Source organism: Amycolatopsis albidoflavus (assembly GCF_039525725.1).
Classification (GTDB): domain Bacteria; phylum Actinomycetota; class Actinomycetes; order Mycobacteriales; family Pseudonocardiaceae; genus Amycolatopsis; species Amycolatopsis albidoflava.
This window is the reverse complement of the sequence record NZ_BAAAHV010000022.1, coordinates 154343-173521: the sequence shown is the minus strand read 5'-3', so window position 1 is coordinate 173521 and position 19179 is coordinate 154343. Positions and strand designations below refer to the sequence as shown.

18 protein-coding genes and 1 pseudogene are annotated in these 19179 nt (G+C 69.3%); 13 read left to right on the top strand and 6 right to left on the bottom strand.

Annotation, left to right across the window (positions count from 1 at the left end):
- The first annotated feature begins 45 nt into the window (after positions 1 to 45).
- The 5 genes and pseudogenes from ABD156_RS33910 to ABD156_RS33890 form a co-directional block, all read left to right on the top strand.
- On the top strand, positions 46 to 924 hold the full coding sequence (locus tag ABD156_RS33910) for a LysR family transcriptional regulator (RefSeq protein ID WP_344283462.1): 879 nt from the start codon (positions 46 to 48) through the stop codon (positions 922 to 924).
- Positions 925 to 931: 7 nt separating this feature from the next.
- Positions 932 to 1834 carry an RNA polymerase subunit sigma-70 gene (locus ABD156_RS33905; RefSeq protein WP_344283459.1) on the top strand — a complete coding sequence of 301 codons (903 nt, stop codon included), beginning with the start codon at positions 932 to 934 and terminating at the stop codon, positions 1832 to 1834.
- Between the two features lie 68 nt (positions 1835 to 1902).
- The gene (locus ABD156_RS33900) at positions 1903 to 2478 is read left to right on the top strand and encodes a dihydrofolate reductase family protein (RefSeq protein ID WP_344283456.1); all 576 of its coding nucleotides are present in this window, start codon (positions 1903 to 1905) and stop codon (positions 2476 to 2478) included.
- 18 nt (positions 2479 to 2496) lie between these two features.
- On the top strand, positions 2497 to 3132 hold the full coding sequence (locus tag ABD156_RS33895; protein WP_344283453.1) for a hypothetical protein: 636 nt from the start codon (positions 2497 to 2499) through the stop codon (positions 3130 to 3132).
- A pseudogene (locus ABD156_RS33890) lies at positions 3062 to 3699 on the top strand (transposase); the annotation flags it as partial. The gene ABD156_RS33895 and the pseudogene ABD156_RS33890, both read left to right, overlap by 71 nt.
- Positions 3700 to 3750: 51 nt before the next feature.
- Here ABD156_RS33890 and ABD156_RS33885 read toward each other — a convergent pair.
- The 3 genes from ABD156_RS33885 to ABD156_RS33875 are packed head-to-tail and all read right to left on the bottom strand — an operon-like array spanning position 3751 to position 6032.
- Positions 3751 to 4386 carry a response regulator gene (locus ABD156_RS33885; protein WP_344283450.1) on the bottom strand — a complete coding sequence of 212 codons (636 nt, stop codon included), beginning with the start codon at positions 4384 to 4386 and terminating at the stop codon, positions 3751 to 3753.
- Positions 4383 to 5465 (bottom strand): sensor histidine kinase, encoded by a 1083-nt coding sequence (locus ABD156_RS33880; protein WP_344283447.1) that lies wholly within the window; start codon positions 5463 to 5465, stop codon positions 4383 to 4385. The genes ABD156_RS33885 and ABD156_RS33880 overlap by 4 nt, the downstream gene beginning before the upstream one ends.
- A 39-nt stretch (positions 5466 to 5504) precedes the next feature.
- Positions 5505 to 6032, bottom strand: a complete 528-nt coding sequence (locus ABD156_RS33875) for a DUF1453 domain-containing protein (RefSeq protein WP_344283444.1) — start codon at positions 6030 to 6032, stop codon at positions 5505 to 5507.
- 216 nt (positions 6033 to 6248) lie between these two features.
- Here ABD156_RS33875 and ABD156_RS33870 point away from each other — a divergent pair, with 216 nt between their 5' ends.
- From ABD156_RS33870 to ABD156_RS33860, 3 genes are all read left to right on the top strand, one after another.
- The gene (locus ABD156_RS33870) at positions 6249 to 7517 is read left to right on the top strand and encodes a cation:proton antiporter domain-containing protein (protein ID WP_344283441.1); all 1269 of its coding nucleotides are present in this window, start codon (positions 6249 to 6251) and stop codon (positions 7515 to 7517) included.
- Between the two features lie 181 nt (positions 7518 to 7698).
- Entirely contained in the window at positions 7699 to 8796 is a 1098-nt protein-coding gene (locus ABD156_RS33865; protein WP_344283438.1) for a glycosyltransferase family 2 protein, read from the top strand.
- Positions 8797 to 8821: 25 nt separating this feature from the next.
- Positions 8822 to 8983, top strand: a complete 162-nt coding sequence (locus tag ABD156_RS33860; protein WP_344283436.1) for a hypothetical protein — start codon at positions 8822 to 8824, stop codon at positions 8981 to 8983.
- A gap of 132 nt (positions 8984 to 9115) precedes the next feature.
- Here ABD156_RS33860 and ABD156_RS33855 read toward each other — a convergent pair whose 3' ends face one another.
- Both ABD156_RS33855 and ABD156_RS33850 read right to left on the bottom strand, forming a co-directional pair.
- A complete protein-coding gene (locus tag ABD156_RS33855) occupies positions 9116 to 11806 on the bottom strand; it encodes an alpha/beta hydrolase (RefSeq protein WP_344283434.1) in 2691 nt (896 codons plus the stop codon).
- A gap of 67 nt (positions 11807 to 11873) precedes the next feature.
- The gene (locus ABD156_RS33850; protein ID WP_344283431.1) at positions 11874 to 12530 is read right to left on the bottom strand and encodes a TetR-type transcription factor C-terminal domain-containing protein; all 657 of its coding nucleotides are present in this window, start codon (positions 12528 to 12530) and stop codon (positions 11874 to 11876) included.
- A gap of 210 nt (positions 12531 to 12740) precedes the next feature.
- Here ABD156_RS33850 and ABD156_RS33845 point away from each other — a divergent pair, with 210 nt between their 5' ends.
- Genes ABD156_RS33845 through ABD156_RS33825 form a run of 5 tightly spaced genes read left to right on the top strand, consistent with a single transcriptional unit; the run spans position 12741 to position 18238 of the window.
- A complete protein-coding gene (locus ABD156_RS33845) occupies positions 12741 to 13769 on the top strand; it encodes an AraC family transcriptional regulator (RefSeq protein WP_344283428.1) in 1029 nt (342 codons plus the stop codon).
- A 38-nt stretch (positions 13770 to 13807) separates the two neighbouring features.
- Positions 13808 to 15364 (top strand): bifunctional 3-(3-hydroxy-phenyl)propionate/3-hydroxycinnamic acid hydroxylase MhpA, encoded by a 1557-nt coding sequence (gene mhpA, locus ABD156_RS33840; protein ID WP_344283427.1) that lies wholly within the window; start codon positions 13808 to 13810, stop codon positions 15362 to 15364.
- Complete coding sequence (locus tag ABD156_RS33835; protein ID WP_344283425.1) at positions 15361 to 16386, top strand: alpha/beta hydrolase family protein; 1026 nt, start codon at positions 15361 to 15363, stop codon at positions 16384 to 16386. The genes mhpA and ABD156_RS33835 overlap by 4 nt, the downstream gene beginning before the upstream one ends.
- 5 nt (positions 16387 to 16391) lie before the next feature.
- Positions 16392 to 17222, top strand: coding sequence for a dioxygenase family protein (locus ABD156_RS33830; protein ID WP_344283423.1), 831 nt, complete (start codon positions 16392 to 16394; stop codon positions 17220 to 17222).
- Positions 17219 to 18238, top strand: a complete 1020-nt coding sequence (locus ABD156_RS33825; protein ID WP_344283421.1) for a maleylacetate reductase — start codon at positions 17219 to 17221, stop codon at positions 18236 to 18238. The genes ABD156_RS33830 and ABD156_RS33825 overlap by 4 nt, the downstream gene beginning before the upstream one ends.
- Here the strand turns inward: ABD156_RS33825 and ABD156_RS33820 are convergent.
- Entirely contained in the window at positions 18225 to 19127 is a 903-nt protein-coding gene (locus ABD156_RS33820) for an NmrA/HSCARG family protein (RefSeq protein ID WP_344283417.1), read from the bottom strand. The two genes, ABD156_RS33825 and ABD156_RS33820, sit on opposite strands and share 14 nt — an antisense overlap.
- Between the last annotated feature and the right edge of the window lie 52 nt (positions 19128 to 19179).

The window sequence follows — 19179 nt, the reverse complement described above, 5'->3', positions numbered from 1 at the left end:
AAGTATCTATTGCCTACTCACTGATAAGGAACCATTATCACCGGCGTGGAACTCCGCCAGCTTCGCTACTTCGTCGCGGTCGCCGAGGAACGCAGTTTCCGCCGCGCGGCCGAACGGCTGCACCTCGCCCAGCCCGCGCTCAGCCAGCAGATCGCGAAACTGGAGAAGGAACTGTCCGTACGGCTGCTCCTGCGCACGACCCGCAGCGTCGAGCTGACCGAACCGGGCCGGGTGCTGCTCACCGAAGGCCGTCGCGTGCTCGCGGGCAGCCAGCACGCCCTCACCGCGGTCGCGCACGCCGCGCGCGGCGAACTCGGGCTGTTGCGGATCGGGTTCGTCAGCTCGGCCGCACTCGAAATCGTGCCCGCCACAGTGCTGGAAATGCGGCGGCAATGGCCGAATGTCCGTTTCGAACTCACCGAATCGACCACCGACGCGCAAATCGCCGCACTCGGCGACGGCCAGCTCGACGTCGGGATCGCCCGCGAGGTCGGCGAAGCCGCCGGACTGACCGTGCACCCGCTGGGCCAGGAACGGTTGATCGTGGCCGTGTCCGAGACGCATCCGTTGGCGGACAACGAAACCGTCGAGATGGCGGAGCTGGCCGACGAGCCCTTCCTCGCCTTCCCGCGCACGCGCGTCTCGCGGCTGCACGACCACATCGAGACGCTGTGCCTGCGCGCCGGATTCCGGATGCGCGTGGTCCAGGAAGCCGTCCAGTTCCCGACCATGCTCGGCCTCGTCGCGGCCGACACCGGCATCGCGATCGTGCCGAACGCCTTGCGCGCCTTGCAATTGCCCGGATTGCGCTATCTCGCGCTCACCGACGCCGGCGCGTTTTCGACTGTTTCGGCTATCTCGCGCACCGATCACGAGAACAACCCGGTGGTCGACCGTTTCCTCAGCGTCGCGCGTGCCGGATGATGTCCCGGTGGACTTCGAAGCGCACCGCGGCGAACTGACCGCCTACTGCTACCGGATGGTCGGCTCGTTCCACGAGGCCGAGGATCTGGTGCAGGAAACCCTGCTGCGCGCGTGGAAGGCCCGCGACCGGTACGACGCGGCGCGCGCTTCGGTCCGGACGTGGCTGTACCGGATCGCGACCAACGTCTGCCTGACCGCCCTCGAAGGCCGGACCCGGCGTCCGCTGCCGTCCGGTCTCGGCGCCGCGAGCGACGACCCGGGCGCACCGCTGCAACCGGCGACGGACATCCCGTGGCTGCAACCGTTCCCCGACGCCCGCTGCGACGCCGACACCCGCGCCGGACTGCGGCTGGCGTGGGTCGCCGCGACGCAGGTTCTCCCCGCGAAGCAGCGAGCGGTCGTCGTGCTGCGGTCGGTGCTCGAGTTCAGCGCGGCCGAGGTCGCGACGCAGCTGGAGACCACCGTTCCGGCCGTCAACAGCGCGCTGCAACGAGCCCGCGCCGCGCTCGCCGACGCGGGCGCGATGGACGAGATCGCCGAACCGGACGACGCGGAGACCCAGGCCGTGATCGACCGGTACGCGCAAGCCTTCGAGGCCGCCGACGTCGAGGCGCTCGTCAAGCTGCTCACCGACGACGCGATCCTGGAGATGCCGCCGGTCCCGCTGTGGTTCCAGGGCAGCGACGACTACGGCCGGTTCATGCACCGCGTGTTCGAGATGCGCGGGGTCGGCTGGAGCGTCCGCACGCTCACCGCCAACGGGCAGCCCGCGCTCGCCGCCTACACGCCCGACGGGCAGGTGCACACGCTGCAGGTCTTCACCGTCGTCGGCGGGCGGATTTCGCACAACGTCGTCTTCGCCGATCCGCGCGTTTTCGAGGCGTTCGACCTGCCGCCGAAGATTTTTTAGCCGGGAGCGATGAGTTCTGGCGGGGCCGCCGGTAAGTACTGGCGACACCGATTGAAGGGATCTCCGCCATGAGCGTCATCGTCATCGCCTTCACCACCCTCGACGGCATCTCGTCCGACCCGGACGGCTCCTCCGGCTCCGCCGGCGGCGGCTGGGCGTTCCGGCACGGCCCGGAGTCCGTCGCGGGCGACAAATTCCGCCTCGGGAGCAGGCTGGACGACGGGGTGCTGCTGCTCGGCCGCAAGACCTGGGAGCTGTTCTCGAACCTCTGGCCGCACCGCGACGACCCGTTCTCGCAGCGGATGAACGCCGCGGCCAAGCTGGTCGCCAGCAGCACTCTGACCGACACCAGCGCGTGGCAGAATTCCGCTGTCCTCGACGGCGACCTGCTCGATGCAGTGAAGCGGGAAGAGCGCGACATCATCGTCATCGGCAGCCTGAGCATCGCGCACACGCTGATGGCAGCGGACCTGGTCGACGAGTACCGGCTGCTGACCTTCCCGACCGTCCTGGGCACCGGGACCCGCCTTTTCCCGGACGGCACCGGACTCGCGCACCTGGAATGCGTGTCGGCCGAACGCGTTGGCGCGGCGACGCTTTCGCGGTATGTGCGCGAAAATTCAGTGGAGGGCTCCGGGCGGTAAGCCGTAACGTCGCTGGCCATGTTGCTGCTCGTTTCGGGCGCGTCCAGCGTCGGCAAAACCACCGCTCGCCTGCACGCGCGGCCTCTGCTCGACGACACGTACGAGACCGCCGAGCTGAGCACGCTCGGCCCGATCCCGGCCGTGCAGACCGTCGCGTGGCGACAGGAGCGGGTGGAAGTCGCGGTGCGGCGGGCGATCGCGCTCGAAGCCGCGGGCAAGCATCTGCTGCTGGCCGGCGATCCGGTACCGCTCGGCGAAGCGCTCGCCGCGCCGAGTGCCGACCGGATCGACATCGCCGGCTGTCTGCTCGACCTCAGCGACGAGGCCCACCTGGCTCGGCTCGCCCGCCGCGGCGAGCCGAGCCACGCGAATCAAGCCTTCGCAGCCTGGCTGCGCGCGCACGCGCACGATCCCGGGCACGTTCCGGAAGCCGTCACGAACGACTCCTGGCCGGAGATGCGCTGGGACCGCTGGGTCGGCCGTCCGCCGGGCCCGGAGTGGGCGATGACGGTGCTCGACACGTCCGCGCTCGGCCCGGAAGAGGTCGGCCAGGCAGTCGCGAGTTGGTGCCGCCAGGCAGTAGCCCGGACTGCCCCGGTCTTCCCGGCCGGGTGGTTCAAGGAGGTCCGTGAGGGCAACCCTGACGGACTCTGAGTCCCTCAGAGGGTGTTGTGGAACCTGGTGTTCGGTTCGGTGTGTCGGCTGTGCGCCCCGCGATCTCGCGCCGTGGACCACCGCGTATCGCGTGTTCGCGGCGTGGACCGCGGACGGCACCTGGCAGCGCGTGCACGGCGTGCTGCGCGGGCGGGTCCGCGAACGCGACGGGCGGGACCCGCAGCCCTCGGCCGCGATCCTGGACTCGCAGTCGGTGGAAACCGTCGAGGGCGGGGAACAGATCGGCTACGACGCGGGGAAGACACCACCCTCGTCCGCTGGGCCAAGGACCACGAAGACCTGGAGATCGTCGCGGTGCCCCGCAACGCCGATGTGAAAGGGTTCCAGGTGCTGCCCCGCCAGTGGGTGGTGGAACGAACCTTCGGCTGGCTCACGAGGTGCAGACGCTTGACCCGCGACCACGAACGCACAACCGCCCACGCCGAAGCGCTGATCCAGTTCGCGATGATCCGGCTCATCGCCGCCCGCCTCGCCGACGAACACATCGAACCCCGCGGCCCCATCGAAACCGAAGCCGCCCGCCGCCTAACAGAAGACACCACAACTAACCACCCAGGTTCCACAACACCCTCTCAGGGTTCCCCTCACGGACACGGCTCAGTCCGCGTATCCGTGCTCGTGCGCGTAACGCACCGCCTGCGCCCGGGTCCCGCATCCGGTCTTCGCGAAAATCCGGTTCACGTGCGTCTTCACCGTCGCCTCGCTGACCTGCAGTTCCCGCGCGATCTCCCGGTTCCCGCGCCCCGCCGCGACCAGCTTCAGCACGTCCACCTCGCGCGCCGTCAGCCCGTCCTCCGGCGGCGCGGCCGGACGGCGGGCCGCGGCCAGCAGCGTTCGCTGCACCGACAGGTCCATCACGGTCTGCCCAGCCGCCGCGGCATGAATGGCTCGGCCGATCTCGTCGCCGTTCGCCGCCTTGGTCACGTAGCCGACCGCGCCCGCGTCCAACGCCCGCACGATCGACGCGCTGTCGGCATAGGTGGTGAGCACGACGACCCTGGTGCCCGGCAGGTCCGCGACAATCCGCCGAGTCGCCGCCGCCCCGTCGCAGCGCGGTAGGTCGAGGTCCATCAGCACCACGTCGGGCTGCAGCCGCACGGTTTCCTCGATCGCGGCGAGACCGTCGCCCGCCTGTCCGACGACCTCGATGTCCGGCAGCAGCCCGACCAGCAGCACCAGGCCCTCCCGCACCGCGGGCTGGTCCTCAGCCACGAGCACGCGCACGATCGTCATGCCGGGATCCTCACCGACAACCGCCAGCCCGCGCCAGCCGGGCCCGCGCTCACCTCGCCGCCGACCAGTTGCGCGCGCTCGCGCAAGCCGGTCAGGCCATATCCGGCACCGGACAAGCCCGAGCTTGACCCGGTCCGGTTGACGACCGTCATCGTCACCTCGTCGTCCAGATAGGACAGGTCGACCGACACCGGCGCGCCCGCCGCGTGCTTGCGGGCATTGGAAAGTCCTTCTTGGACAGTGCGGTACAGCAGCAGGGTGACGTCCGCGGGCAATTCACGCGGCTCGCCGGTCACCTGGATCGACGCGTTGTCCGGCAGCGAACCGAACAACTCCGGCAACGCCATCGGATCGCCGCGCAACGCGTGCACCGCCCGCCGCGTCTCGATCAATCCGTCCTGCGCCAACTGCCCGGCCTTCTGCACACAGGCGGCGAGTTTTTCGTCCGGCGACGGCAACTCCGCCACCAGCCGCGCGGCCGCCTGCAAATGCAGTGACAGCGCCGAGAGCGAATGCGCCTGGATGTCGTGGACCTCCCGGGCCAGCCGGGCGCGTTCCTCCAGCGTCGCGCCCCTGGCCACGGCCTCCTGGGTGAGCCGGGTCTGATCAAGCAGGTCACGGGCTTGGCGCGCCTGCACCCGGTACTGCCGCCGGTTCAGCCCGAGCAGCACCACGACCGCCACCGCGAGCGCGTTTCCCGCCACGAGCCCGCCCGGCTGTCCAGCGAGATACCCGCCGGCGGTGGCTGCGACCCCCACGACCGCAGCCACCGTGATGATCTCCGCCGGGCGGATCGCCGCCAGCGAGGACAACACGAGCAAGGACAGGCAGATCAACGACGGCCCGGTGAGACTTTGGTCCGCCACCGTCACGACCGCGCCGAACAGCGCGGCCAGCGAAAGCAGCACGCCAGCCGCGCGCGGCCAGCGAAGGTCCAGCAGCCCGAACGCGAGGCCACTCGCCGCGGACGCCGCCAACGGCACCCACTGCCACTCCGCGCTGGGCCGGGCGGTGACGAGGATCGCGACGAAGGCGATCGGCGTGAGCAGCCGCATCACCACCAGCGGCAGCCGATTCATCGCATCCCCTCCCCTGGGCTTCTTCGCTGCTCAGCGTAGTCAGACCCGCACCGGATGCGTGTCGCGGACGGCGTCCAGCCGCCGGGCGCGCCACAGCACCCCGCCGGCCCGCACGGCGACCATGGCCAGCGCCATCAGCACGAAGAACAGGCCCACGCCGTCCTCGTCCAACTGCGCGCTGACCAGGAACTCGCCGACCTTCGCGGCGAACGAATGCACGTTCTCCACCGCCCACACGAACACCAGCCGCCCCACCAGCACGGCGAGCCAGATCAGCAGGTACGGCCAGCCCGCCCAGGTCTGCACGCGCCCGGTGACCGGACTGCGCTCCACCCGGGTGGTGGCGATCAGCCCCGCGCCGGCGATCGCCCCGACGACGGCCCCGACCAGGCCGGCCGCCACGTTCGGGCCGGTCAGCGAGATGCCGCCGGTGAAGTACAGGACTCCGATGACGGTGCACGAAACGAACGGCATGATGCCCATGACCAGGTTGTGCCGATGGCGGCCCACCTGGGTGAAAAGAACGAGGGCGAGCAGGATCCCGCCCATGATGAGAGCGTCGGTCATCGCGGCCTTCTTCTCGAATCAGGCGGGCCGGAACACCCGCCTTGCCGACGCTAGGGCGCGGAGCCCGCCGGATCGTCCAACCATCGACCGATTCCGGGTGGACGTGACGTACACCCGGAATGCCGGGAAAGGCGCGCCGCCGCCGGTACACTGTGGAGCGTCAGCGGCCGAAGACGGCTGGGCGCAATCAAAAAAAGCCGTGGAGCCGGACGAACGATGATTCCCGCATTGCTGGTCCTCTCGGCCGCGGTCCTGATGCGCGCGCTCGCGGCCAAACAGCTCGACCGGTGGAACATCGCCGCACCCGTGCTGATGGTGGTGTGCGGAGTCGCGACCGCGCTGTTCGCGAATCCGGGAAAACTGCTCGAGCTCTTCGACACCGAAATCGCGCAGCACGTCGCCGAGCTCATTCTCGCCATGCTGCTTTTCGTCGACGCCACCGAGGTTCGCGGCGGACGGCTGTGGGGCCACGCGCCCGGCCTTGTCGCGCGGGTGCTGTTCCTCGCGCTGCCGCTGAGTCTCGGGCTGGCCATGCTGGTCGGCTGGGCGTTCTTCCCGGAACTGCCGTGGCCATTGCTGCTGATCGTCGCGTGCATCGTCATCCCGAGCGATTTCGCCGCCGCCGAACGCGTGGTGCGGGACAAGACTCTGACGCCGCAAGTGCGCAGCGTGCTGAACGTCGAAAGCGGTTACAACGACGGATTGGTCTCGCCGCTGTTCCTCTTCGCGCTCATTCTCGCGCGCAGTGACAATACGGCGAATACCGCCGGAAAAGCGCTCGCGACCGCATTGCCGTTCGCGCTGAAGGCCATCGCGGCCGGCGCGATCATCGGCGCGGTGATCGGTTTCCTGCTGTTCCTCGCCGTCCGCTCCGGCTGGACTTCCGGGCAGGGGCGGCGCATCGCGATCCTGACGACTCCCCTGCTGACCTATGCGGCCACCGTCGCCATCGACGGCAACGGGTTCGTCGCCTGTTTCGTCAGCGGGATCGCCTTCCGCTACGTCTACCGCGCCTTCGCCGCGCGGCACCTCCGCACCTCGGACAGCGCCGCCCGCGAGCACTTCGCCCGGCCGTCGGAGGATCTGCAGCTGCTCGAAGAGGTCACCGGGATCCTGACGATGGCGATGTGGTTCGTCGTCGGCGGGGCCGCGGTGGTCATGGTGTCCTTCGGCGTGCCGTGGGAGCCGGTCGTGTTCTGCCTCCTCGCGCTGACCGTCCTGCGGATCCTCCCGGTGATGCTGTCGCTGACCCGCACCCGGATGCCGCTGCGGGACCGGTTCCTCGTCGGCGCGCTCGGCCCGCGCGGCACGACGTCGATCGTGTTCGGGCTGCTCGCGATCAACGGCCTGACCGGCGAGGAAGGCGACCTCGTGCTGACGCTGACGGTGGTCTGTGTCCTCGGCAGCGTCGTGCTGCACGGGCTCGGGTCGACGCCGCTCATCGCCCGGTTGATGGCACCGCGGGCACACCGACAGTCCGAATAGTATGCACTCACAGTAGTCACCGTTCGCTGCCGTAATTCCCAGCTATTACCCAGGTTTCGCGGGAAAATCTCCCCCGCGCGGGTGGTCTCCGGGCTCTTCCCGTAGCGTTCTGTGACCGCCAGCAGAGGTAAGGGGCAAGCGCGACGCATCCCGTCGCAGTTCCGCGCAGAGGACCCCGCCCATGTCTGCACCCACGCTCGCCGAACCACGAGCCGGACGGCATCGTTCCGGCAGCGTGCGCGTCGTCGCCGTGATCCCCGCGCACGACGAAGAACCGCAGATCGCGCACACTGTCGCCGCGCTGCGCAGGCAGGACCGGGCCATCGACGAGGTTTTCGTCGTCGCCGACAACTGCACCGACGACACCGCCGGAGCCGCTTCGGCAGCCGGGGCCCGAGTCCGGCTGTCCGAGAACAACACGCACAAGAAAGCCGGTGCGCTCAACCAATTGCTCGCCTGGCTCCTGCCGCGCCTGGACGATGACGATGTCATCCTCGTCCAGGACGCGGATTCCACTTTGGACCCGCAGTTCGTGAGCACCGCCCTGCTTCATCTCGACCACGGCTACGGCGGCGTCGGCGGCGTGTTCCGCGGCGGGCCGGGCGGCGGGTTCGTCGGACACCTGCAGCGCAACGAATACGCCCGCTACGCCCGCGACGTCCACCGGCTGCACGGAAAATGCTTGGTACTGACCGGAACCGCGGCGATGTTCCGCGTCAGCACCCTCCGGGAGGTCGCCGCCGCACGGCTCGCCGGGCGGCTGCCCGCAGGCGATGCCAACGGCGGGATCTACGACACCACCGTGCTCACCGAGGACAACGAACTCACCTTCGCCCTGCTGCACCTCGGGCACCGGGTGATCTCGCCCAGCGACTGCACGCTGGAAACCGAGGTGATGACCAGCTGGAGTGCACTGTGGACGCAACGCTTGCGCTGGAAGCGCGGCGCGGTGGAGAACTGCGTCCAATATGGACTCACGCGTGTCACGTGGCGGTATTGGGCCAGGCAACTGCTGACCATCGCCGGAGTGCTGGTGACCGGGATTTACCTGACAACGCTCGCGATCGCCCTCGCACGCGGCGGCCTGCAGCTCAATCCGTGGTGGCTCGGCATCTCGGCGGTCTTCGTGGTGGAACGAGCGGTGACCGTCCGGTACCGCGGCTGGCGCAGCATGCTGCTCGCCGCGTCGATGTACGAACTGGTGCTCGACTACTTCCTGCAGGCCTGCCATCTCAAGGCGTACGCGGACGCGCTCCTGCGCACCCGCAAGAACTGGTGAACACCGAGACGGAAGAGAGAAAGCCATGTACCAGAAAATCGGCGCGGCCTCCGCGGCCGGAATGACCGGCGGCCTCGCGTTCACCGGAGTGAACGCGTTGTGGCTGCTGCTGGCCGGATTCGCTTTGCTGGCAGCGGGGACCGCGCTGCTGCGGATCTTGCCGAGGGTGCGCAAGCACAGCCTGTGACCTCGCTGTCCTGAGCGCCGCTACGACCGCGCCTTCACTCCGCTGGCAGAGGCAGACGGCTGCTCAGGGGCGTCGCGGCGAAAACGAGCGGAAAATCCTCCTGGCCCGGAGCCCGGACCAGGAGGATCAACCTCATCCCGCGTCCGTCACCGTCCCCGTGACGTCGACGTCCGGCCCGGATTCCTTCGGCTCGCCCGTCACATGCAGCAGAACGTGCTTAGCCGGATCGGCCCCGGCATGCCGCAGGGTCGGGATCGTCAGGTCGCCGCTCGTCTTCCCCGCCGGAATCTGCAGCACCACCGTCAATCCGGTTTCCGACAACGGCTGCTTCTTCTCCGGATCGATGCCGTGTTCGATCAGCCACTTCGGGTCGACGTCCGACGTCATCAGTTCCGGCCCGGTCTTCGGCGCCTTCACCTCCCCGAGCACGCTGATCTCCGAATCGGCCGCTGTGGACAGTCCGATCGGCCACGTCAGCGCGCCGCCCTCAGCGGTCGACACATCGGGCTGGCCGACGCTCGCTTTCGGGGCCGGGTCGTCGTTTTCGACGTTCAGCGAACCCTCCGCCGACCCGACAACCGTCCCGTGGGTGGCCTTCACCCCGGCCAGCAGCCGGTACGGCCAGCTCCACCGGGTGTTCCCTACGATCGTCGCGGGCAGGTCGAGTGTGTGCTGTCCCGGCGCGAGCGTGACCGCCTGGTACGTCCACTTCATCGACATCGGCGAGAGCGAATCGGCCCGGAAGACCCGCACCGAACCGCCGCCGTCGCCGGTCACCGTGACCGGGATCTGGTAGGTCTTCGAGCCGGAATCGCCTTCCTTGACCGTCATCGAGCCGAGATCGACGCGCGTCAGCGGGGCCGGGTCCGGGTCCGGCAGGCCGGGCCGCCAGGCGTACGCGTCCAGCAGCCACGCCTCGCCGCCCGCCTTCCGCGGCGTCAATTCCAGGCCGGCCACCTCCAGATACGGCGGCAGCGGGACCCGGACTTCCTGGCCCCAGAACGATTTCGTCCGTTCGGTCCCGGCCAGCCCGGCCACCGTCACCGCGCCCAGTTTCGTGCGCTTGCCGCGCGCGTCGGTGACCGCGACGTCGAACGACTCGGCCGGAGCGTTCTCCGGCGCGATGATCCGCATCGCCAACGCCCGCGCGCCGATGGACGAAACCGGTTGGGGCAGCTGGATCTTCGCCGGAGCCCCGGCAGTCGCCGAGCGCACGTGCACGGCGGTCCGCGTCGGATCAGGCGCTTCTTCCAGCCCGACAAAATGCGGCGACTTGGAAGCGCCGGAATTCGTGAGACACCGCTGGTCCGGGCCGACCTGCTGGCAAACGTCCCCGCTGCCGGTGACCTTCGTCGACGAATCCGGGACCAGCACCGGGGTCCGCGCGCCGCCGAGAGCATGCGTCAACACGTGCGCCGGATCGGCGGACGGCGCACGCACGCCGGAGCCGTCCAGCAGCGGCTCGACCCGCAGATCGTGCTTCTGGAACAGCTGCGCCGCCGCGGCGACATAGGTCGCGCCGACCGCCCGCTGCTGCGCGTCCGTCAACCGCGCGGGCACGCCGGGCGAGCAATTCGGATCCGGTTCCGGAGAATGGAAATCGTCCTGCGCCGGGGCTACCGCGACGCCCGGAGTCCATTCGGCGTTGAAGTAATTGTGGTTCGCGCCCGAGACGTAAAGGGCACTGTGCAAGGCCGTGTCCCGGCTGACGCCGCGTGCCGCGTCGATGTATTGCTGCCCTTGAAGATCCGACACGTCGCCGTCGCACGAGGGCAGGAAGGTGACCGAGGGGACGTCCGGCGTCGGGTTGAGCCCGAACACGGTCGGCGCGATGAGCACGTCGCCGCGGATCTTCCACCGGACCGGCCCGGAGAAGCCAGTGTCGCCCGGCGGCGGATACAAACTGTCCATCGCGGCGCGATTGACGCCCTCGCCGCCGCGAGAATGCCCGACCAGCAACACATTCGACAGATCCGCCGCCGGAGAATCCTTCACGATCGCCGGAGCGGTCGAACGAGCGCTGCCGGACCAATCCGCCCAGTGCGCCAGGTGCAGCCGGACCAGCGACGACCGCGCCTGCGCACCGCCGTCCTCCGCCGCGTGGTCGAGCGCGTTGATCGCGTTGGCCGAAATGGACACCGTCACGAATCCCTGCGACGCCAGCAATTCCTGGGTCTGCAGGTAGCCGCGGTAGCTCGGGATCGGCAGCATCCCGGCCTTGCACGGCCAGGCCGTCGAGTAGTCGTCCGGATCCGTCGGGTTGTAGCAGGGCTGGTGCCTGCCGTGCAGGAACACCACCAGCGGCCGGTTCCCCGGCGCGTGTTTCGGCGCGACGACCAGGCCCTGCATTTCGATCGGCCCGTCCAGCCCGGGCAGTCGCACCGGGTCGAGCGAGTACTCGCCCTTGACCGTCGAGAACTGCCCGGGTTTACCGGGATCCACCGCATTAGCGGGCAACACGGGCAGCGGCGCCGCGGCCGGTTGATTCGCCGTCGCCTTGGGCGCTTCGGTCAGCGAACGTCCGCCGACGCGCGCCTCGAGCCCGCGCACCTCGCGGATCCCGCCCGCGGGCAGCGAGAACGTCCGCAGATCCGCGGCCGGCTGGGCACGCCCGAGCAGCTTGCCGCCGGACCAGAACTCCACCGCGCCGTCGCCGAACAGCGGCTTTGGCGCCGTCCAAACCAGCTGGCCGTTCGCGACGCGCCACTCGGGCGACGACGCGGCTGGACCGGCTGCCGGACGCGCCGCCGCGGGCTGTGCCAAGGTGACCGCCAGTACGGCGGCTGCCGCGATGGGGACAAATTTGCGCAGAAGGACCTTCACTGGGTGCTCCCTCCCCGATGATCTTTCCTTTCTACCGGGAAAGACGACCGCCGTGCCAGGCCGAGGTTCAGGCCCGGCTTTCCGGCAGCGACCCGGTGCGCAGCCCGGCGACGACGATCTCGCCGAACGCGTCGCCGATCTGCCGGGGCGTCATCGCGCCGCGCGGGTCGAGCCAGGTGTGCGCCCACGCCGCCACGCCGATCACCGCGAACGCGAGCACCCGCGCGGTCGCGACGGGTTTGAACGCGCCGCTCTCGATCCCTTGCTCGACCACTCGCGTGACGAGCGCTTCGAACTCGTCGCGCTTGCGCTCGATCGAGGCGAACGTCGTACTGGAGAGAAACCTGCGCTCCTGCTGGAAAATCGAGATCTCGGACCGGTAGACGCCGATCGGCTCGACCAGCACCTCGGTCATCACCCGGCGGAGCACCCGCTCCGGCGCGCCGCCCTCGGCGAGCACCTCGCGGATCCGGCGCAGCTGGAAATCCATGAACTGGTCGTGGATTTCGTGCAGCACGTCTTCTTTGGTCTCGAAATGGTAGTAGAAAGCGCCTTTGGTGAGCTTCGCGCTGTCGACGATTTTCTGCACCGAGGTGGCGTGGAAGCCGTCCTGTTCGAACAGCGTGAGCGCGGCGCCGACCAGTGCCCGCCGCGTGGCGTCCGGATCGCGCGGAGCCCGGGCCCGGCCGCCGCGTTTCCCCGTGGACGGCGGGACAGCGGCCATCGAAGTGCTCCTCACTGGCCGGTCTGGCCGCGGATCCGGGCCCAGAAGGTAACAAACAATCACGCCCGGACGGCGGGGAACGAGCAAGTCGGGGCGCATCGCACCAGGGCAGAAGTGCCGCCGTCGCGCACCCGCACCAACCGGCTGACACGAACGGAGCAACGCGCTTCGGCTTACGATGGACCGGAGCGGCGGAAAGGCGGTGCACCGATGGCGACACTCTCGCGGTTCTCCGTGCTGCACACCGCTGACCTGGAGCAGTTCCGGGCCGCCGCCTCGCGGTACCTGACCCCGCACCGGCTCTCGCCCGCCGGGCGCCACGCGGGCCTGCAGACCGACGTGGCGATGGCCGAACTGGGCCCGATCACGCTCGTCTACTGCCGCAATACCGGCGCTGAGCTGCGGGTGGAGCTGACCGAGCAGGTCGACTACTACGACGTCAACCTGGCGCTCGGCGGAACGAACCTGCTGCATGCCGACCGCGACGAGGTGTACGTCGACGCCGGGACCGCGGGCATCCTCTCCCCCAGCATGGTCGCCCGCATGGCGCTGTCCGACGGCTACCGTCAGCTGCACGTCCGCGTCGAACGGCACGCGCTGGAACGGCACCTCGAAGAGCTGCTCGACCGCCCGATCGCCGCGCCGATCCGGTTCCTTCCCGGGATGGACCTCGCCCGGCCCGCCGCCGCGTCGTGGGCGCAAGCCGTCCAATTGCTCCTGCGGGACCTCGATCAGCCTGCCGGGCTCGCCGAGGCCGGCGTCGACAGCCCGTGGCCGCGGTTCCTGATGACCGGGCTCCTGCTCGCCCAGCCGCACAACTACCGCCGCGAACTGGAGAACCGGCAGGCAAGCCCGCGCCGTTCGACGCCGGTCAAGCGCGCGCTCGAGCTGATCGAGCGGGATCCGTCGGCCGAGTTGTCGATCGAACGGCTGGCGTTCGAGGCCGGAACCACGCCGCGGTCGTTGCAACGGCATTTCAAGGAATACGTCGGCTGCAGTCCGCGCGAATACGTGCGAAGCATTCGCCTCGCCCGCGCGCACGAAGACCTGCGATCGGCGCGGCCCGGTACAACAGTCACCGACATCGCCCTCAAATGGGGATTCGGTCACGTGCCGCGATTCGCCGGGGCTTATCAAGCGCGCTACGGCGTGCCTCCCTCAGAGACCCTGCACAGTTCGTGTCGCGCGGCGGATCGGCCTGTCGCGAAACGGATCGGCGACGCGGGCGAACGTTCTTAATCTCCTCCCACGGGTTCCTTCCCGATGGGAGACAACAGATGCGCCACGACTTCGACGTCGCAATCGTGGGCTACGGACCGACCGGACTGGTCCTCGCCTCGGCACTCGGCAAGAAAGGCCACCGCGTCGCGGTGTTCGAACGCTGGCCCGGCCTGTACGGGCTGCCCCGGCTGACCCACATCGACGGCGAGACCGCGCGGATCGTCCAGGCGACCGGCGACCTGGACCACGCCCTGCGCGACGCCCTTCCGCTGCCGCACTACCGCTACCTGAGCGCGGACGGCGAGCAGCTCATCGAACTCGACTGGCGGGGCACGTCGTGCGGGCACCCGGCGCATCTGTCGATCTACCAGCCGGACATCGAGGACGCGATCGACCGGCACGTGCGGGCGACCGGGAACGTCGAGGTCAATCAGGGCTGGGCGGTCGTGAATCTCCGCGCGGAGGCCGACGGGGTGCAGCTGACCGCCCGGCCGTGGTCGAAGGACCGCACCGGCCAGTGGTCGCACTCCGGCGAAGAGCGCACTGTCACGGCGAAGTACCTCGTGGGCGCGGACGGGGCCGGCAGCTTCGTCCGTGCCACCTTGGGCATCGAACGCAGCGACACCGGCGTACACGACCAGTGGCTGAACATCGACACCGAGCGGCTGCGGCCGTTGCCTGAGCGGTTCAGCCGGGTGACCCAGTTCTGCGATCCGGCGCGCGGTCACATGCACATGCCGATCGGCCGGAGCAGGCAGCGGTTCGAGCTGGCGGTGCTGCCCGGCGAGGACGTCGCGGCGTACGAGGATCCGGAGTTCGCCTGGCGCTGGCTCGGCGAAAAACACGGTCTCGGCCGCTCGGACGTCCGGATTCTGCGGCAGGTCGTGTACACCTTCCAGGGCCGGATCGCGCAATCCTGGCGGCGCGGGAGGGTTCTGCTCGCCGGGGACGCCGCGCACACCACGCCGCCGTACCTCGGGCAGGGCGCCTGCTCGGGCATGCGCGACGGGATCACGCTGGGCTGGAAACTCGACCTCGTCCTGCGCGGCCTCGCCGGGGACCAGCTGCTCGACACCTACGAGGCGGAACGCAAACCGCACGCCACCGCGATCACTGATATCTCCACCGCGCTGGGCAAGGTCGCCAACACCCACGATCTGGCCGAAGCAGCTGCCCGCGATGATGCGTTCCGCAGCGGGAATGTTCCGCCTCCGCCGCCGTTTCCGACCATTGTCGCCGGGGTGGTCCACCCGCACAGCCCGTTGGCTGGAACGCTTGCGCCGCAAGGGGTGGTGCGAGGCTTGTCCGGTGAGGGCCGGTTCGACGATGTCGTCGGCGGCGGGTTCACCCTGGTCTCTCAGACCGATCCCGTTGGTGTGCTCGACGCGGAACAGCAGGGGTTCCTGTCCCGGTTCGGCGTGACTATCGCGACCGTCGCACCAGGCGCCGTCGAGGACGTCGACGGGACTTACCAGCGGTGGTTCTCCTCGACCGGAACGGAAGCGTTCCTCAGCCGCCCGGATTTCCATCTCTTCTGGGCCGGAACGCTCGCCGAGCTGCCTTCGGTCGTCGATCAGCTCCGGCAGCAGCTCAGCGCGGCGGTGCCCGCATGAGCTTGACCGAAGCGCTCTGGCGCGCCATGCCGCCGACCCGGCTGCTGGACGGCGGCATGGACTACGCCGACGTTCTCGCCCTGCGAACCCGCACCGCCGCCGGGCAACCGTGGGATGTCGCGGCCGAACAACTCGCTGACGCGCGGCTCGCTCGGGGCCCCGCGAATCCGGTCACCGCATTGGCGGAATTGCGTTACGCCGCAGCTGATCTACTCTTCGCGCAAATGGCGTTCAACTTCGACGAGCCACGTAAAATCGCGCTCTACCAACGGTTCACGTCCATCGTCGCACGCGCCGCCGAACTCGCGACGCCGCGCTGGGAACGGGTGGAATTGCCGTTCGGGAACGGAACGCTGTACGGCTGGCTGGTCCGCCCTTCCGGCCCGATCTCCGGAACTGTCGTGGTGTTCGGCGGCCAAAGCGGCTGGGGCGCGACGTATCTTCCGATCGCCGACGCGCTCGCGCAACGTGGGATGGCTGCCTTGCTCGCCGAAGGCCCCGGCCAAGGCGAGACGCGAATGCGCGGCGGAATCCTGCTGGACGTCGATGTCCGGGCCGCGTACTCGACCTTCGTCAAGCACGCGCCGGGCGAGCGCATCGGCTTGTGGGGCAACAGCATGGGCGGTCTCTACGCCGCCACCACCGCGGCGTCCGACGACCAGGTGACCGCGGTCTGCGTCAACGGCGCACCTGCGGCTCCCCGGCTGCTGGGCTTCCGGACGTTCGACGAACAAGCCTGCGCCATGCTCGGCACCCGGGACCACCAGGCCGTCCAAGACAACTTCGACCGGCTCGCGTTCAAGCCGGAGGACCGGATCCGCGGCGATCTGCTCGTCCTGCACGGCGGCGAGGATCCCATTGTGCGCCTGGAGGAACAGAAACCGTTCCTTGCCGCCGCGGAGGGTCGCGCGGACCTGAAGCAATGGGACGACGGCGAGCACACGATCTACAACCACGCCGCCGAACGCACCGCCTACGTCGCCGATTGGTTCGCCGACCGCTTCCGCGAACAGAAAGACTGACCACTGTGGACTTCACCGAAACCACCGCCGAACAAGCCGTTCTGGACAGCTTCGCGGCCACTGCGGACCCGCGGCTCAAGGAAATTCTGTCGGCCGTCACCCGGCACCTGCACGCACTCGTGCGGGAACTGCGCCCGACGATGGCCGAGTGGGAGCAGGCGGTCGGATTCCTCACCGACGTCGGCCAGACCTGCGACGCCACCCGGCAGGAATTCGTGCTGCTGTCCGACGTGCTCGGGGTGTCGATGCTGGTCGAAACCCTCAACGACAGCGACGGCGGCACCGAGGCGACTGTGCTCGGCCCGTTCCATCTGACCGAATCGCCGGAACGCGAGCTGGGCGACTCGATCGACCTGCTCGGCACCGGAACCCCGTGCGTGATCACCGGAACCGTCCGCTCCGTTGACGGCACCCCGCTCCCCCACGCGAGCGTCGACATCTGGCAGTGCACCGAGGACGGCTTCTACGACGTCCAGCAGCCCGAGGTGCAACCGCCGGGCAATGGACGCGGCCGGTTCCGCGCGGACGAGAACGGGAAATTCTGGTTCCGCACCGTCGTCCCCAGCCATTACCCGATCCCCACCGACGGCCCGGTCGGCCGCCTGCTGAACGCGACCGGACGGCATCCGTACCGCCCGGCTCACGTCCACGTGATCGCCGAAGCCGCCGGGCACGAGTCGCTGACCACCCACATGTTCGTCGCGGACAGCCCCTATCTCGACAGCGACGCGGTGTTCGCCGTGAAGCGAAGTCTGGTCACCGCCTTCAGTGACCACGGCGACCACCGCGAAGCCCACTTCGACATCCGCCTCACTCCGGACGGAGACTGTCCATGATGGACTCTTTCACCTACGAAGCCCTTCCCATGCGCGTCATGTTCGGCTCCGGCGCGCTGTCCCGAATCGCCGAGGAAACCGATCGCCTAGGCCTGCGCCGGGTCCTGGTTCTGTCCACTCCGGAGCAACGCGACCTGGCCGACCAGGTCGCCGCCGTCCTCGGCGACCGCTCCGCCGGAGTCTTCGACCAGGCCCGCCCGCACGTCCCGGTGCCGACCGTGGCCGCCGCCTCGCGCGCAGCCGCCGAATCGCGGGCGGACGGCTGCGTCGCGGCAGGCGGCGGATCGACGATCGGACTAGGCAAAGCCCTTGCCCTGCGCCAGGACTTGCCTGTCGTCGCACTCCCGACGACGTACGCAGGCTCCGAGATGACGCCGATCTGGGGGCTCACCGAGAACAACCGGAAACAAACCGGCCGGGACCGGAGAGTCTTGCCCCGTTCGGTGGTCTACGACCCGGACCTGATCGCCAGCCTGCCCGCGACGGTAGCCGCGACCAGCGGTCTGAACGCCATCGCGCACGCCGTCGAAGCCCTTTACGCGCCGGACGTCTCGCCGGTGATCGCCGCCATGGCGGAACAGGGCGTACGAGACCTGGCCTCGAATTTCACCGGCCCCGCCGCCCTGCGCGGAGCCTGGCTCTGCGGTGCCTGCCTTGGCGCGACAACCATGGGCCTGCACCACAAACTCTGCCACGTACTTGGCGGAATGCTCGACCTGCCGCACGCCGAAACTCACGCGATCCTGCTCCCGCATGTCGCCGCCTTCAACCTGCCCGCCGCTCCCGACGCGGCTGCCGCCCTGTCCCGCGCGCTGAACACCGACGACCCGGCCGCGGCCCTGGCCAAACTCACCGCCGACACCGGCGCTCCGACCAATCTCGCCGCATTAGGCGTCACGGAAACGGACTTGGCTTCGGTCGTAAACGAGGTACTGGCCAACCCCTACGCCAACCCTCGTCCGGTGCACCGTCCAGACCTGGAAGCCTTGCTGCACCGAGCTTTCAGGCCCGCATAGCCGTCTCAGCCCATTCCTCGAAGGAGGTCAGCGGAATCCCGAGCTCGCGCGCGAACTCCGGCCGGGCAGGCTGTCCGATCTCGTTCAACATCGTGTGCGAGAACCCCATCGGCGGCATGCCAGCGGCAAGCGCCTCGTCGACAGTCATGTCGGGCGCCGCCAGCGGCACCCCCAGCACGCGAGACAGCACCGGCGCGATCTCCGTCATCGTCCGGTAGTCGCTCGCCAACTCTAGCTCGACCCGGTCGAACCGCTCCGGCTCAGCGATGGCCGCGGCAGCCGCGCGGCCGATGTCCCGCACCGCCACCAGCGACAACCGGGTCTCCGGGCGCAGGAGCGTCACCAAGCCGCCCTCGATGCCGCGCGGGAACACGTACTGCAGCGACGGCAGGAAGTTCTCCATGAAGAATCCCGGCTTGAGCAGCGTCCACCGCGGGAACCCGGCTGCCCGGAGCCGATCCTGGACCGCTGCCTTGGCATCCATCGTCGGCGCCATGAACGCCCAGCGCTCATCGGCCAATTCCGGCGAGCCCGCCCCGCTCACCGAGGTGTGCACGAACTGCGGCACCCCCGCTTCCGCCGCTGCCTCGACCAGGTTGATCCCCTGAGCCGCCTCGCCCGCGAAATCCGGCTCCGGTCCGCTCATGTCCGGCATCTGCACGCTGAACACCGCCCGCACGCCCTTCACCGCGGGCGCCAGCCCGTCCCGATCGCGCAAATCCCCGGCGACGAGTTCGGCGCCCAACGCCTCGACCGCCTTCGCCCGCTCCGCCGCCGGATCCCGGACCAGCGCCCGGACCGGCACCCCAGCCGCCAGCAGCTCCCGCGCGGTCGCGCCGCCCTGCCGTCCCGTCGCGCCGACGACCAGTACCGGTGCTTGCTCAACCATGATTCTCCCTCGGAAACACTAAGTGGCGGACCCCGCCGTTTCGTGTCCGCTA